This is a genomic window from Weissella paramesenteroides ATCC 33313, assembly GCF_000160575.1.
In the GTDB taxonomy this organism is placed as follows: domain Bacteria; phylum Bacillota; class Bacilli; order Lactobacillales; family Lactobacillaceae; genus Weissella; species Weissella paramesenteroides.
This window is the reverse complement of the sequence record NZ_GG697128.1, coordinates 137,245-152,169: the sequence shown is the minus strand read 5'-3', so window position 1 is coordinate 152,169 and position 14,925 is coordinate 137,245. Positions and strand designations below refer to the sequence as shown.

General features: G+C 35.7%; 13 protein-coding genes and 1 other RNA gene. 3 read left to right on the top strand and 11 right to left on the bottom strand.

From position 1 onward, the window contains the following. Nucleotides 1–4: 4 nt before the first annotated feature. The 3 genes from rnpB to HMPREF0877_RS00720 all read right to left on the bottom strand — a co-directional run bounded on the left by rnpB (nucleotide 5) and on the right by HMPREF0877_RS00720 (nucleotide 1,476). An RNA gene (gene rnpB, locus HMPREF0877_RS09900) (RNase P RNA component class B) lies at nucleotides 5–378 on the bottom strand. 24 nt (nucleotides 379–402) lie between these two features. Continuing rightward, nucleotides 403–819, bottom strand: coding sequence for a cell division regulator GpsB (gpsB, locus tag HMPREF0877_RS00725; protein WP_002827164.1), 417 nt, complete (start codon nucleotides 817–819; stop codon nucleotides 403–405). 87 nt (nucleotides 820–906) lie between these two features. Continuing rightward, on the bottom strand, nucleotides 907–1,476 hold the full coding sequence (locus HMPREF0877_RS00720; protein WP_002827163.1) for an SLOG family protein: 570 nt from the start codon (nucleotides 1,474–1,476) through the stop codon (nucleotides 907–909). Nucleotides 1,477–1,591: 115 nt separating this feature from the next. Here HMPREF0877_RS00720 and recU point away from each other — a divergent pair, with 115 nt between their 5' ends. Both recU and HMPREF0877_RS00710 read left to right on the top strand, forming a co-directional pair. Then, nucleotides 1,592–2,218 (top strand): Holliday junction resolvase RecU, encoded by a 627-nt coding sequence (recU, locus tag HMPREF0877_RS00715; protein ID WP_002827161.1) that lies wholly within the window; start codon nucleotides 1,592–1,594, stop codon nucleotides 2,216–2,218. Further along, nucleotides 2,215–4,530 carry a PBP1A family penicillin-binding protein gene (locus tag HMPREF0877_RS00710; RefSeq protein WP_002827159.1) on the top strand — a complete coding sequence of 772 codons (2,316 nt, stop codon included), beginning with the start codon at nucleotides 2,215–2,217 and terminating at the stop codon, nucleotides 4,528–4,530. The genes recU and HMPREF0877_RS00710 overlap by 4 nt, the downstream gene beginning before the upstream one ends. Nucleotides 4,531–4,705: 175 nt before the next feature. Here the strand turns inward: HMPREF0877_RS00710 and HMPREF0877_RS00705 are convergent, their stop codons facing one another. The 5 genes from HMPREF0877_RS00705 to HMPREF0877_RS00685 all read right to left on the bottom strand — a co-directional run bounded on the left by HMPREF0877_RS00705 (nucleotide 4,706) and on the right by HMPREF0877_RS00685 (nucleotide 8,928). Then, complete coding sequence (locus tag HMPREF0877_RS00705) at nucleotides 4,706–5,446, bottom strand: DnaD domain-containing protein (RefSeq protein WP_002827157.1); 741 nt, start codon at nucleotides 5,444–5,446, stop codon at nucleotides 4,706–4,708. 199 nt (nucleotides 5,447–5,645) lie between these two features. After that, nucleotides 5,646–6,017: an FtsX-like permease family protein gene (locus tag HMPREF0877_RS00700; RefSeq protein ID WP_167528789.1), complete on the bottom strand. Its 372-nt coding sequence runs from the start codon at nucleotides 6,015–6,017 to the stop codon at nucleotides 5,646–5,648. Between the two features lie 143 nt (nucleotides 6,018–6,160). Beyond that, the gene (locus HMPREF0877_RS00695) at nucleotides 6,161–7,666 is read right to left on the bottom strand and encodes an ABC transporter permease (protein WP_002827154.1); all 1,506 of its coding nucleotides are present in this window, start codon (nucleotides 7,664–7,666) and stop codon (nucleotides 6,161–6,163) included. Beyond that, on the bottom strand, nucleotides 7,647–8,216 hold the full coding sequence (locus HMPREF0877_RS00690) for an ABC transporter permease (RefSeq protein WP_002827152.1): 570 nt from the start codon (nucleotides 8,214–8,216) through the stop codon (nucleotides 7,647–7,649). Before HMPREF0877_RS00690 ends, HMPREF0877_RS00695 begins: the two co-directional genes overlap by 20 nt. A gap of 1 nt (nucleotide 8,217) precedes the next feature. Further along, on the bottom strand, nucleotides 8,218–8,928 hold the full coding sequence (locus tag HMPREF0877_RS00685) for an ABC transporter ATP-binding protein (protein WP_002827150.1): 711 nt from the start codon (nucleotides 8,926–8,928) through the stop codon (nucleotides 8,218–8,220). Between the two features lie 125 nt (nucleotides 8,929–9,053). On the opposite strand from HMPREF0877_RS00685, the gene HMPREF0877_RS09760 reads away from it, so the two are divergent. Continuing rightward, on the top strand, nucleotides 9,054–9,623 hold the full coding sequence (locus HMPREF0877_RS09760) for a TetR/AcrR family transcriptional regulator (protein WP_050755299.1): 570 nt from the start codon (nucleotides 9,054–9,056) through the stop codon (nucleotides 9,621–9,623). A gap of 376 nt (nucleotides 9,624–9,999) precedes the next feature. Here HMPREF0877_RS09760 and asnS read toward each other — a convergent pair whose 3' ends face one another. The 3 genes from asnS to HMPREF0877_RS00665 all read right to left on the bottom strand — a co-directional run bounded on the left by asnS (nucleotide 10,000) and on the right by HMPREF0877_RS00665 (nucleotide 14,834). Further along, the gene (asnS, locus tag HMPREF0877_RS00675; RefSeq protein ID WP_002827148.1) at nucleotides 10,000–11,295 is read right to left on the bottom strand and encodes an asparagine--tRNA ligase; all 1,296 of its coding nucleotides are present in this window, start codon (nucleotides 11,293–11,295) and stop codon (nucleotides 10,000–10,002) included. A gap of 30 nt (nucleotides 11,296–11,325) precedes the next feature. Continuing rightward, complete coding sequence (locus HMPREF0877_RS00670; RefSeq protein ID WP_040760112.1) at nucleotides 11,326–11,838, bottom strand: cell wall elongation regulator TseB-like domain-containing protein; 513 nt, start codon at nucleotides 11,836–11,838, stop codon at nucleotides 11,326–11,328. A gap of 83 nt (nucleotides 11,839–11,921) precedes the next feature. After that, on the bottom strand, nucleotides 11,922–14,834 hold the full coding sequence (locus HMPREF0877_RS00665; RefSeq protein WP_002827146.1) for a helicase C-terminal domain-containing protein: 2,913 nt from the start codon (nucleotides 14,832–14,834) through the stop codon (nucleotides 11,922–11,924). Nucleotides 14,835–14,925 lie beyond the last annotated feature (91 nt).

The following is a 14,925-nucleotide window of genomic DNA, read 5'->3' as shown; positions in this document are numbered from 1 at the left end:
TATTAGCTGTAAGCCATGTTTTGTTCCAAATAAAAGTTGGCAATTTTTATTTGGTGGTAATCATCTATCTCAAACATTTCTGTTTCCCCGACCATCACTTCTTTTTGTTAGGTCAAGCGCCCCTACCAAAGTTTGGGTTGCCCGCTCGTGGGGTTTACCGCGTTCCACCCATCGCATTTCTTTGATGGTTCGTCACTGTGGCACCTTAACAGTTACTAGATCATAGACAAAGTCCTTAGATTTTTCACTGGCCGTCATTCAAGTTAATTGAATACCTAGCCTTATTTTTTCAGCTAGCGCGAACACTACTAACATCACAGTTAGTGCGAGCATGGACTTTCCTCATGCAGCATAAGCCACACGCAATTACCCACCAACACATCACGAATAACCATTATACACTTATTCAGCGGATTGTGAACTACTTTCTTTTACAATAACATCTTCTACTTCTTCAGGTTTGTCATCAATTTTTTCTTGATTTCGCTTAAATTGATCCGATGAGGCACCAAATACACGGCGTTCCAAATTTGACAAGCGCTTTAGAATATCCATATTTGTATTAACAGCAGGAGCAGGCGATGCTTTCGGCGCTGACGTTGGTGCTGCTGAAACTTGTTTTGTCAACTCAGCAACTTGGTCTTTTAGTTTTTGGTTTTGATTATTTAATTCATTGATATTAGTCTGAAAGGCTTGGTAGTCAGAAATAATCTCATCTAAATAAGCATCGACATCTGTTATATCGTATCCGGTACCAATACGAGTTTTTTTAAAATCCTTGTTTAGAATTTCTTCACGAGTATGTTGCACGTTTTCCATCACTTGCACTCCTTAGTTTTCTTCTTATCCTAGTTTACCAGCTTTCTTTAGAGATGACAAAATTAGTTGTGTAAAAAATAATATTTATTATTCTAAATAGTCAGATTTTTCAAGTTGGTATTCATCAGCATAGTCTTGTAGGCGATCTAAATCAATTAACATGACCGGATAATTGTGGTTTGACGCATAATTTTTCATCGCTTGGTAGTCAAATCGAGCACGTGAAGATTCTGCCTCCTGGTCATAAAAAATAATTGCTCTATCTGTATGGTTTAACATAAATTCTTGATAAGCTTGTAATTGTTTTGGACTTTCATAATTTGAAGCAAATACTGAACTACTAAAGTCGACAGCTTGCTTTAAAGAAGTCAATTTATCCCGTTTGCCCTCCTGCCAGTTTTTTCCAAAATCTAAAAATGGTGTCATCAAAGCAATTTGGAAGTCTGGAAAATTTGTTTGCTTTAAGCGCAATGCTTCTTCTATTGCCCACTGTTCAATGCCAAGTTGCCCACCAGTGATGAGCCAATTGCAATTATCATAAATAGCATTAGTCAAAAGTTTATTTAGGGCAAAATTAATAATGGCTAATTTTGGATCTTTATTATTAAAAATACCTAAATCATAACTTCGAAATCCGGTTATCCAAATCCGATTCATTAAGTTTTATACACCTTTCTATAATTGATATTTTTTGACAAATCTATGCAACCTGTCACTATTGCGCTACTTTTGGTATAATAACAAAGATAAAGTTTAACTATAGGAGTTCGTCATGGCTTTTAATTATCCGAACGGACAGTCCTTTGATAACAGATCTTTCAAACAACCAAGAGTCAGTCAAGGTGGTTCGCAAAGTAATCGAGGAATGTCTTTAGAGGCTGATATCAACGCAGCGAATAACTATTACTTAGCAACTGGACAGGCAGTTATCCATAAGAAACCAACACCAATTCAAATTGTTAATGTTAGTTATCCGGCTCGTTCTGCAGCTAAAATTACAGAGGCATATTTTCGTCAAGCCTCTACAACAGATTACAATGGTATCTACAAAGGATATTATATTGACTTTGATGCAAAGGAAACAACCCATAAACGTTCGTTTCCATTAAATAATATTCATGACCATCAAGTCGAACATTTAAAATCTATTGTTACACAACACGGCTTAGCGTTTATGATAATTAGATTTTCGGTTTTAAAAGAAACTTACGTCGTGTGGGCAGATCTTATTTTTCAATATTGGGATAATAAGGAAACTGGTAGAAAGTCCATTCCATATGAAGTAGTTGTTAAATCAGGTGAGTTGATTGCACAAGGAATCAACCCTACTACTCCTTATTTAACGGCAGTGGATAAATTACTAGAACGACGTGAACAAAAAGGAGATAACTTAGTATGACAGAAGAAATGTCACGTGTTGAACGAGGACGTAACAGCACGAAAAATAACAAACGGCCAACGCAGCCGAAACCTAAAAAGTCCGGCTCTAAAGTAAAGCGTATTTTGAAGTACACTTTCTGGACGCTTGTTATTTTATTTGTGGTTGGTGGATTTGCTGGTGCAGGTTTATTTGCTTATTATGCATCTTCCGCTCCTAAGGTCACGAATGCCGCACTGGTTGGAACTTCACAAACTAAATTCTTAGATAAAGATGGCAATGTATTTTATACAACTGGTTCAAAACGAGAAACGGCAAAACAGAGTGAAATTCCAAAGGAAATGCGTATGGCCGTTGTTTCAATTGAAGACCGACGTTTTTATAAGCATCACGGTGTAGATCCTCGTCGTATCATCGGTGCAGCTTTTGCTAACGTAACCGGTTCATCATTAGGATTACAAGGTGGTTCAACGCTAACACAACAGCTAATTAAATTAACTGTCTTTTCAACAAATGCCAGTGACCAAACGATTAAGCGTAAAGCACAAGAAGCTTGGTTGGCAATGAAATTAGAGAAGCAATATTCAAAAAACCAGATCTTAACTCTTTATATGAATAAAGTTTACATGGGTAATGGTGTGTATGGTATGAAAACTGCTGCACAATATTACTTTAACAAGGATCTGTCTCAATTGACGGTACCACAGATGGCATTACTTGCTGGTCTACCTCAATCACCTTCTGGCTACGACCCATATACTAATCCTAAAGGTGCCACCCTTCGTCGAAATAATGTATTAAAGGCAATGGCGAATAACCATGTCATTTCTCAAGCTGACGCTACAAAATATAGCAAGACATCAATTAAAGATGGTTTAACTGCTGAACACGCAGCAGTTGATTCTGAAGATAAAAATGCTAAGGTTGATGATGCCTATATTACATCTGTACGTAATAAATTGACTAGCTTAGGTTACGACTTGAACAAGGATGGTTTGGTCGTACAGACAAATCTAGATCCTGATGTTCAACAACGAGCTTACGATATTACTAATACGAATGATTATGTCTCATGGACAGATGACTTGATGCAAGTAGGTTTGACAGTTACTAATCCAAATAATGGTGAAGTTATGGCCCAAATTGGTGGTCGTAAGCAAAGTGACTTACAAGGAACAAATCGCGCAACGAATACAAACCGTTCATCAGGATCAACTGCTAAGCCACTGGTTGACTATGGACCAGCGGTTGAAAATCTAAGTTGGTCAACTAATCATACTGTTGATGATTCAGCTTATGTTTATCCTGGTACAAATACTTCTGTTTATGATGCTGACCGTGCTTATCTAGGAAAAATAACCATGCGTAAGGCTCTTGCCCTTTCACGAAACATTCCGGCTATCAAGACATTGCAGGAAGTTGGCTATGATAATTCATCTGCCTTCCTAAAGAAGCTAGGAATCACGATTAAGAGTAATAATGGTAACCTAGTGGCATCAAATGCGATTGGTATTGATGTATCAAGTGAACAAGAAGCAGCAGCATTTGCTGCCTTCGATAATGGTGGTACGTATTATAAGCCACAATATATTTCAAAAATTACTGATCAAAGTGGTGCTGTGAAAGAATTTAAAAATTCAGGAAGCACTGCAATGAAATCATCAACAGCATTTATGTTAACTAATATGATGAAGTCAGTTATTACTGATTCATATGCTAAGATTATTAACACATCAGATTATGCCCAAGCTGGTAAGACTGGTGTTACAGCTTATGATGATTCATTGAATATGCCAGATGCCTCTGCCTCAGATGCCTGGTTTACTGGTTTCACAAAAGCAGCTTCAATTTCCGTTTGGACTGGTTACGATCAACCAAACGAAACTGGACATTCGTTAGCAGCTGGTGAACAACAGTTTACCCCTCTTCGTGTATACAAGGCATTGATGGACTATATCATGTCAGGTAGCGGTACTGATGGTTCAGATTGGACCATGCCAAGTACTGTAAAGAGTACAACAGTTAACGGTGTGAAAGAGTATTCAGTTGTTGGTGCCGATACATCTTCTGAAGATACAATCAGTCAAGTTGTTAAGAGTTCTTCATCTAAATCTTCTTCATCACGTAGTTCATCTAGTTCGTCATCAAGTATTAGTTCGGAGTCATCTTCAAGCTCAAGCGTACCATCAAGTAGTAGTTCCTCATCATCAGCGTCGACATCGTCCTCTGATGAGTCAACTTCTTCTTCAGAACCACAGAGCAGTAGTACTTCTGAGGAACCAAGCACGCCGAGTCAACCATCATCAAATAACGGTAATGGCAACTCACAGTAAGATGGATTTGAAAAAATTGCATAAAGTTTAAATGACTGACTGGTCGGAAAAATTGTGGTATTAAACCAAATTTTCCGACCAGTTTTTTTGCGCCCTAATGCATACGTTATTAAACGTATAAATTTAAAATAAAAAATGAGTTAAGATTATTCTTAACTCAGGTGGTATTATTTTTCTATTTAAATTTATCCCAATCAGTATTTAAAATATCAACATCGGTTGGAATATCGACGACCTCGTCAGCTTGCAATTGTTTATATTGACGATATTTTTGTCTTTCATTTTTAATGTCATTCAGTGAATGGTAATTCTTTTTTTGCCAAGATACAAGGATGGTCTCTATATACCGCAAATTTAGTGCTGAGTTTAACACCGCCTCTTGAACAGCAGCTTTAATAAACTTTGGATCGAAATGATCAACATCAAACCATTGCTTAATAGTTTCAATTTCTATCTGACTTAAAGGACGCCCAAACTCTTGTTCAATTAAATTGTAAATATCCGCCTGTTGCGTTTGTTGTTTATCTATATTAGGAATACCTTGATTATTAACACGTTCATCTGCGTGTCCTTCTGTTGATTTTATATTTAATAGTGCTAAATATAGTGGATTAAAATCTAATTCTGTTGTCACCTTGCCATCACTCGCATGACGACTTTTAAAGTTTACTAACCCCTTTTTACGCATGGCATCTAAATATGAAAAAACTTTTTTAGCTGACCACCCCATTGTCTGGCTAATTAATTCTGTACTAGGTTCGAAATTTCCTTTATCGATTCCCATTTTTGTTTGAATATATACTAGTAGTTCTTCATTATTCATACCAATTTCTCGGTAATGTAATAGCAAAAAATTATCTAATGTTGTATGACCATTATTTAAAAATGTTAGTAATTTATCCTGATCAATTTTCATTTTTCGGTCACCTCTTAATAAATATCAATTATAAGCATACCATAGTCGAATGTGACAATGAATACTTAACTTCAAGTACAAATTAAAGTTTTTAGAAATACAAAAACCGCTATGAATGTTTATTTACCAACGTTCATAGCGGTGATCGGTGTAATAGTATTTAAGCTTTTGATCAAAGATGACTTAAATAAATATTGAATTAATCAACGCTTTTCAATGCCTCTAGCATATCTACTGCATCAATTTTCTTTTTCATTAATATTGCCACTAATCCAGTAAATAATATGATTAATAGCATCGCAATACCAAATATTTGCCAAGAAATTCCTGGTACTGACAACACATTTTCAGGTGTAATAATAGTCATCAAGTACGCATGAACAAATATTCCGCTTATAAAACCAATAACTAAACCCGCAAACGTTAAAATGATAGTTTCCCGATAAATATACGCTAAAACTTCCTTAGGATAAAATCCTAGGACTTTAATGGTCGAGAGTTCTCTAATTCTTTCAGAAACATTAATGTTAGTTAGTGTGTAAAGTACGATAAATGCAAGGATCGCACTCACTACAACAATTACCCACACGACCCTATTCAAACTTTTTAAAATACTGTTAATTGTTTCTTTTGTATCGTCAGAATTAATAACAGTAATCGACGACGTGACGTTGTTTAATCTTCTACTTACCTGCTCAGCTTGCTGATTATTGTTCAGCTTAATAAGATATGCGTTTGTACTGTACTCTTTTTAAATATTTTTTTGTAATAAGCTTGCGACATATAGATAGCGTGACCCGTATAATTTTTGGTAATATTAGCTATCTTAACTCGGTGCTTATTTTGTTGCGCATCTTTGATAGTGAAATGTCCACCAAAAGAAAGATTTTGTATTTTAGCCAACTTGCTACTAATGGTAATCCCGTCTTGTTTCAAACTGATTTTTTTATTATTCTTTGACTTCAAGTCAATAAATGTTGAAAGATTGTCATTATTGGTAACAATCATTGGAACGCTTTGTAAATCCTGAATATGTGGAACTGCCACAGTTACATTTTGGAAATAAGCCGGCTTAGAATCAGAAATATTTTTGTCTCTTCTTACCATTTTGCCATAGTCAGCTGCGTTGTTTGCGTTATTATTAAACACGCCCAGTAATTGGTAATGGGTTATTTCTCCATATTGAGTCGGAATCATTTTGTTTAACGATTGTTGCATGCCAAACCCTGTAATCAACATGGCGGTACTGCCAGCAACACCGAGTATTGTCATCCACATCCTTCCTTTGTATCGAAAAATATTTCGGGCTGTTACTTTACGTGAAAAGGAAAGTTTATTCCAAAACCACGTTATATGTTCTAATAGAATTTTTTTGGCTGCAGTCGGCGCCTTTGGTAACATGAGGGCCGTAGTTTGCTGAGCAAATAGAGGCCTTATTGCTAGAAATACGGCAAAGACTGTACTCAATAGGGTCAAAGCAAATGACACGAGTATTGGTGTTGTTTGCCATGTTAAATGAACATCGTTCAAAACATAATTGGCTGCAAATGAGTTAAATATAACTTTAGGTAAAATAAACAAACCAAGTCCAGCACCAATAATAGTTCCCACGACACTAGTTAAACTAGCATACAAATAATATTCAGAGGCAATTTTATTATTACTATAACCCAATGCTTTTAGTGTACCAATCTCGACCCTTTTCTCTTCTACCATACGACGCATAACAGTGAAGCTAACCATCAAGGCAACTGTAAAAAAGAAAATAGGAAATGTATTTGACAATCCTGTAATTCTATCAGCGTCGCTTCCCATATCACTATAGCCAACTGAAAATTGACCACGAGATTGCACGGTGTATTTCAATTGATTAATTGTGTCTTTCTGAACTTCTGCTTGATTGATTTGGGCTTTGAGATCAGCTTGTTTATGATTTAACGCCTGCAAAGTAGCGCCATTTGACGTGAGTATTTTTTGCTTTAATAACGCAGTCTGTGCTGCATGTGCCTGATTAATTTTATCGTCAACTGAACTAAGTAATTCATTTCTTCTTTGCTGACTCAAATCATTTAATTTACTTTGTAAAAGGGAAACTTTGTGACGAAGTGCGTATTCATACTTGTCTTGGTAAGCATCACCTGATAGATTTTTAAACTGAACTTGCAAAATATTTGGGTCAGAACGAGTGAAAGTTGCTTTTTTAAACACCTGCAAAGGCATCTATTTGACCATCACCGAGATTTGTTTGACCTAAGTTGCTTTTTTTCATATAAACACTACTAGTTGCAAATCCAACAATTTTGTACTGCTTTTGTTTTAAATCATCATTATGTTTAATTTTGATTTGTTGACCAATATTGTAATCACCTCGGAGCTGTTCACCCAAAATAATTTCATTATCTTTCTTTGGTTCGCGTCCTTTTGTTATAGTAAATTTTGATAGTTTTTCTGGATTAGAGATAATATTGATCGCATGCTTATTATTACTAGTTACAGCAATCGTTTGGAAACTTTTAGAGACGCTCTTGATATTTTTATTTTTCTGTATAGATTCTATCTCAGAACCAGTAAACCCCAATGAATTATTTAACTGTGCATCAGCTAAATTTGTTTTATCATATTCGCTACGCATCGTTTGATTCATATCGGGTGTTGTAGCCTTTAATCCAGCAAAAATAAATACTGCTAAAGCTAACAGTAGCGTTACTGAAAAAAATCTAGCTTTAGAAGATTTTAACTCACGCAATGTATTTAAATTTATTTTTGACATTCTACCACTCCAAATCTTCTACAGGAGTTTTATGGTCATTAATAACATCACTCTTGATTTTGCCATCAACAACTTCAATGACATGGTCAGCCATTGGTTTAATTAAACTATTATGAGTTACAATAACAACATTTTTCCCAGTGTCATGTACATAATCTTGAAATATCTTCAGTATTTTCTTCCCAGTGTGATAGTCTAGTGCCCCTGTTGGTTCATCAGCTAAAAGTAAGGCTGGATTTTTCGCAATTGCTCTAGCAACCGCAACTCGTTGTTGCTCTCCGCCGCTCATCTGTGGTGGAAAATTATCCATCCTTTTTTCTAATCCGACAGATTTCATAGCTTTCTTTGCATCTAAAGGGTCTTTTGCAATTTCATTCGCTAATTCCACATTTTCTAGAGCTGTTAAATTTGGAATAAGGTTATAAAACTGAAACACAAAGCCAATATCTCTTCGACGGTAAGTCGTTCTTTTTTTTTCAGAAAACTTAGCAATATCAATCCCATTTACCCATACTTCGCCTTCTGAAACACTATCCATGCCTCCTAAAGTATTGAGCAATGTAGATTTGCCAGCACCAGATGAACCAACGATGACAGTAAGTTCACCACGTTTAATATTAAAATTCAAATCATCGTTAGCTCGGACTTCATTATCTTGATGTGCATTATATATTTTTGAAACATGTGATAGTCGTATAAATTCCTCTGACATTTGCTTTTGATCTCCTTATCTTCTAAAATTAAAATCAACAGTTTGTTGGTTTTAATTTTACAAAAACAAATTCAACAGTACAACCAACAAAACAAGTAAAAATGTTGGATAAAGAAGGTCTACTTATGGAACATGCAAAAATACGGCATTCTAAAAATAAAATAAGAAATGCCCTACTAACGATTTTAAAAGAAAAATCCATTGATAAAATAACCGTTAGTGACTTAACTAAAACAGCCATGGTAAATCGAAGTACTTTTTACAGCCATTATGCTGATAAAGCTGATTTAATAGAAGACTTAGAAGGTTACTTCATTAATGAAATAGAAACGATTCTTAATACTACGTTTAAGAATAATTCCATTGAAAATGGGGTTGTAATGTCGATTCAACAGTTGATTGTTTTTGCATTAGAACCAGTTAACTTTAATTTTCTAAAAATAATGTTGTCTGAAAATGGTGATCCTAATTTTGCAAACAAAATTACGCAATCAATCAGTAATCAAATTTCCCTAGTAACTGTGTTAGATAATCATTTATCAACATATATCAAGCGATTTGTCTCTCGTGGGTTAATAGAATTGGTAATTATATGGATTGGCGATGACGACAGACCAGATCCACAAGAATTCATAGAATTAGTCAAAAAAACACAACTGCTTTCTCCTGTTCAGTTAATTTTGAATCAGAATTGAAATGATAATTCATACCCGGTAATCCGTAATCGGCTCATGTCATATATAGTTTGCAGAGTCTACTGCTTCCAACTCGAGATCAACAGTTAGATCCATTACCCTGCTTCATATCTATTAGACTATCGATATTCCTTATGTATCGAAACATCATGGTTTCCCAACAAATATATGCTCATCTCCTGCTTGAAAAACAAACCGCTTAAGAAGATAAAACAATTAAATTTTTAGACGAAATCTAGTGTTAATTCACTGGATTTTTTTGTGGGAATATTACAGTATTTCACTGTACATTAAAGAACTTTCCAGAACAAGTAAAAACCGCCACAAACATTGATTTAACAACATTCATAGCGGTGTAATAGGATTTATATTTAGTTTATGGCCAAAGACGATTCATAGTGCGTGGGAACGGTATCGCCTCACGGATATGTTCTTCTCCAGTAATCCAAGTGACTGCACGTTCAAGTCCCAGACCAAATCCTGAATGTGGTACAGAACCATACTTACGCAAATCTAGGTACCAAGAGTATTCATCGATATCCAACCCTTGCTCCTTGATTCGCTTTTCTAGGTAATCAAAGTCAGTATCACGTTCTGATCCACCAATGATTTCACCGTAGCCTTCAGGAGCCAACAAATCGGCAGAAATGACAACATCATCACGATCTGGGTGTCGCTTCATATAGAATGCTTTAATTTCCTTAGGGAAGTTTGTGATAAATACAGGTTTTGCAAAATGGTTTGCTAAAAATGTTTCTTCAGGAGAACCAAAGTCAACGCCCCACTTCACATCAAAGTCATTTTCTTGCAATAGCTTAATTGCATCATCATAAGATACACGTGGATATGGCAGTTGTGTGTATGACTTTAATAGTTCTTTATCACGACCAAGTAGGTCCAATTCATACTCATTTCGATCCAATACTGATTGAATTAGGTAGGCAATATAACGTTCTTGAATTTTTAGAGAATCTTCTTGTGTCATCCATGCCATTTCTGGTTCAATCATCCAGAATTCAGTTAGGTGACGTCGTGTTTTAGACTTTTCAGCTCTAAAAGTTGGCCCAAAGGTGAAAACACGACCAAATGCCATCGCACCTGCTTCTGCATACAATTGACCTGTCTGTGAAAGATAAGCGTCATCCTCAAAATACTCTGTATGGAATAGCTCAGTAGTTCCTTCAGGAGCAGATCCAGTTAAAAGTGGTGAATCAATCTTAATAAATCCTTCTTTATTGAAAAATTCATAGGTTGCTGCTATCAATGTATTTCGAATTCGAAGAACAGCAAATGGTTGGATGTGACGTAAATATAGATGGCGATGATCCATCAAAAAATCTGTACCATGCTCTTTAGGAGTGATTGGATAATTTTCTGAAGAGCCAACAACTGTCAAGTCCTTAACTTGCATCTCATACCCAAATGGTGAACGCTCATCGGCAACAATTGTTCCAATTAAGTACATGCTTGTTTCCTGTGAAAGTGCTTTTGCCTTAGCAAAAATCTCTTCACCAACCACAGATTTTACAACAACTCCTTGAAAAAAAGCAGTTCCGTCACGTAATTGCAAAAATTGCATTTTACCTGATCCACGTTTGTTCCTTAACCAAGCACCTAAACGTACTTCTTGGCCAACATAATTTTTCGCGTCTTCAATGCGAATTGTCTCCATTGTCCTGAGCTCCCTTATTATTTGTTACTTTTATAAATGACGAATCGTTTGAACTTGTTTACCATCTGAAAACTGGTAAGTAATAAAATTTAAGTTATTGTCCTTGTCAACAAAAGTTAATTGCCAAACAGGTACTTGTTTATAAAGTGCTAACCCAATACTCGTTACCTTTTTCGGATGGAATTGCTTGTTTGCTAACTTTTTAACCTGTTTTTCGGATAAACCATCCGTCATATTAATAGTTGTTAGTTTATCTGATTTTCCTTGAACAATAACGCCGACTTTCTGATGCTTTTTATTTTCGCCAACAGCACTATAGTAAACTTTCTGTCTAGAAATACGATAAAATTTTGATACAGAGGTCAACTTATTTGATTGCTTTGCAATTTTTGTGACACGTTCTTTAGCTGTATCGACAGGTTTTTGTGCCTCTCCCAGTATCGATACGCCAATCAAAATAATGAATAAAAACATCAGAATGCCAAGTAACCAGTGTCGAAGCCGCTTACCACGGCGTCCGTGTACCGTTGATCGCATCTCCATATTACTAAGCTCCTTTGTTGTGTATAGTTTTTGCCCACTGTAAAAATAAACCACTTATTACTTTACCAAAGTTTGGCGGCATATTAAAGATATTTATGATGTTCATCAAAGAAATTCTTTAACTCTAAAGATACCTCATAATCATTCAATTCTTTTTGCGGTAAGTTAGATGGCATCATTTTACGTAAGGTTTTGCCATAAGATTTAGTCAAAATCCTAGCATCATAAATAATGACTGCACCATAATCTGTAGGTGTCCGAATAAGTCTACCAATACCTTGTCTTAATCGCAAAACTGCTTTGGGTAAAGTACTTTGATAAAATGGTTGTTTACCTTCTGAATTGATGACAGCCTCTTCAGCCTTTTGTAGTACCGTATTTGGTCGATCGAATGGCAAACGAGCTATGATAAGCAGTCTGAGCTGATCACCAGGTAAATCAATGCCTTCCCAAAAACTAGCAGCACCAAGTACCACAAGTCCATCTTCAGATTGCATGCGTTTCTTTATTTTCCCCCGTGTACCAGTGACACCCTGAGCTAATAAAGTTAATGAACTTTGTTGAAATTTTTTGTTTGATTGTATGTGGTTATAGACTTGCTGAATAGTATCTAATGAATTAAATAATACTAGTGTGTTTTGGTTAACAGACGTTGTCACATCAACCAATTGTTTTGCTAAGTAATTTGAAAAGTCTTTTTCTGTTGGTAAAGGTGCATTTTTTACCATAATCAAATCAGCTTGATTTTTGAAGTCAAAGATATCAGGGTAATGTCTGACTGTTGCAGTCTCTTTATCCAAATTTAACCGATCATATAAGTATCCTGATTTGGTTGATGTAAATAAAGTTGCCCCAATAACTGTGGGTGCCATGAAGTGTGGATACACTTTCTCTTTAAAGTAATTTAAGGTATGCAGTAGACCACCACTTAACTGTAAATTACTACTATCATGACTTTGTGTCTCTGTTAGCCAAAAGATACTGGCCTCTGGAAAATCAACTAAATCTTGTTGAAAAGTAGTTAATTGTTTTTCATACTGGCTAATATTATCTAGCAATCGACGAAAATCAGCTAACTGTTGCCGTTCACCTAATGAAAATGCTCCCTTTGTATCACTAAATTGTGTCAGCAATTCTTGCAAAGCATCTTCTAAGTCGGAAGCTCCCGTATGGATACTTTGAACGTGGTTACTTTGATCAATCCAAAATTGTGCAAAGTCATTGTTGGCTAAAGCAATTTCATAAGTTCCTTGTGTTGCAGGTGCCTTCTGATTTAATAGAAAGCGACGATACAACGAAACTTGCAATTGTGGAATTTCAACTGACAGCATTTCTAGTGCACGAAGTAACTTGTTCTTTAATTGATTACCACCAAATATGTTTCTTAAAATATCACCAACAGCTGGTTTTGCATCTTGTAGGATAAGATTAATTGCAGTTTGCACTCGTGCTAGCCAAGTTTGTATTGGCAACTGATGACGGCTTTGGTTTAGAACAGCATCCGGTAAATTCTGAGCCTCATCAATAACTAAATACGGTTTATTCTCAGAAGTACCTAATTCATTGGCGTATTCTGCTAAGTAACTGTGGTTGACAATTAGGAATTGGGCATTTTGCGCAAGGACATATTGCCTTTCAAAAAATTCATAGCCATAAAATGGAGATCCTGCAGGATTATTTGCATTTTGAGATAACTTGGCAATGAATTTTTGTTGCGCATTCATGAGATGCAATTCATCAAAATCACCACGCATTGTTTCCGTCAGCCAAACTAAAATTTGTGCTTTAATAAATTGCAAGGATGTTGTACCTTCATCAATTTGTAAAGAACGTTTAAAGCTTTGTAAATTCAAGTACTGATGACGCCCCTTCAAACTAACTGCACGTACCTCAAATGGTAGAATGTCATGCAATACTGTATTGACGGTTTCTGTTACTTGGGTTTGCAAAGTGATCGTTGGTTCAGTAACAATCACCTTTTTTTGATTTTGATTGGTCAGGTATGCATAAGGTAGTAAAAATCCTAATGTTTTACCCATTCCTGTTGGTGCCTCAGCTATAAATGCAGATTCTCCAGGCTTTTCTGATAACGAACTACCTGAATAATGATTATTAATAGCGTTCATTAGTTTTGCTTGTTGCTCTCGATAAACTAGCTGGTTACCATACAGTTGCTGCTTAGCTGCTCGTTTTGCAGGATAAGTCATACTCTTATTGGCAACTAATGGTTCAGGATCACTAAAACGACGAATTGCCAAACCATCGATTACCTGTAACTGTTTAGGTAACGGATGTCGCTTGATTTTTGCTTTGGTAAGAACCTGTTCAAACAACGTTTTTGTGTTTTGAGGTAGAACCAATGGCAAGTCAACCAAGGATTGTAAAGTTACCATTGGTAAACTTTCAAGACGATTAAAAATTTGAATCAATAGTTCTGCAGTAGCTAGTGCATCACTATCTGCTTGATGTGGCCGCCCATGTACCAATGCCAAATATGAAGTTAAATCAACTAATCTAAACCCTGGTGCGGTTGGCCAAACAATTTGGCTCAATGTTACTGTATCAATTGCTACTAAATTAAGAGTGTTCATGCCAATCCGTTGAAATTCTGCGTTTAAAAATGGTAAATCAAAGTTGACATTGTGAGCTACAAAAATAGTCCCAGTTAGCATGGTATGAATTGATTCAGCAACCTCTTCAAATGAAGGAGCCCCTGCCACCATTTCGGCATTAATGCCTGTAAGTTGTACGACATTACGTGGAATTGATTCATGAGGATTGATGAGTGTTGAAAATTGGTTAATTATTTTTTTGTTTTGTACGAACGCAATCGCAATTTGAATAATACGACCTGATTCGCTCGTTGTACGGGTTGTTTCTAGATCGACAACCGCATAGATGTCCTTATTTAGCATCGAAACGTACCACGACTTTCTCTTAGTAATCTTATGTTGATTATAGCATATTTGCAGTGTAATATTTACCGATACTTGCATCGAATTATTTCCTGAACATATGAAATATATCTAAAAATTACTTATTCAGAATATTTTAAAATTAAAGATTAAAAAAACTTTTAAGCTTGAA

Coding starts and splice junctions, on each gene's coding strand:
- HMPREF0877_RS09760 (WP_050755299.1), top strand. CDS start 9,054: ATGGAACATGCAAAAATACGGCATTCTAAAAATAAAATAAGAAATGCC.
- HMPREF0877_RS00665 (WP_002827146.1), bottom strand. CDS start 14,834: ATGCAAGTATCGGTAAATATTACACTGCAAATATGCTATAATCAACAT.
- HMPREF0877_RS00685 (WP_002827150.1), bottom strand. CDS start 8,928: ATGTCAGAGGAATTTATACGACTATCACATGTTTCAAAAATATATAAT.
- HMPREF0877_RS00690 (WP_002827152.1), bottom strand. CDS start 8,216: ATGTCAAAAATAAATTTAAATACATTGCGTGAGTTAAAATCTTCTAAA.
- HMPREF0877_RS00670 (WP_040760112.1), bottom strand. CDS start 11,838: ATGGAGATGCGATCAACGGTACACGGACGCCGTGGTAAGCGGCTTCGA.
- gpsB (WP_002827164.1), bottom strand. CDS start 819: ATGGAAAACGTGCAACATACTCGTGAAGAAATTCTAAACAAGGATTTT.
- HMPREF0877_RS00695 (WP_002827154.1), bottom strand. CDS start 7,666: ATGCCTTTGCAGGTGTTTAAAAAAGCAACTTTCACTCGTTCTGACCCA.
- asnS (WP_002827148.1), bottom strand. CDS start 11,295: ATGGAGACAATTCGCATTGAAGACGCGAAAAATTATGTTGGCCAAGAA.
- HMPREF0877_RS00720 (WP_002827163.1), bottom strand. CDS start 1,476: ATGAATCGGATTTGGATAACCGGATTTCGAAGTTATGATTTAGGTATT.
- HMPREF0877_RS00705 (WP_002827157.1), bottom strand. CDS start 5,446: ATGAAAATTGATCAGGATAAATTACTAACATTTTTAAATAATGGTCAT.
- recU (WP_002827161.1), top strand. CDS start 1,592: ATGGCTTTTAATTATCCGAACGGACAGTCCTTTGATAACAGATCTTTC.
- HMPREF0877_RS00710 (WP_002827159.1), top strand. CDS start 2,215: ATGACAGAAGAAATGTCACGTGTTGAACGAGGACGTAACAGCACGAAA.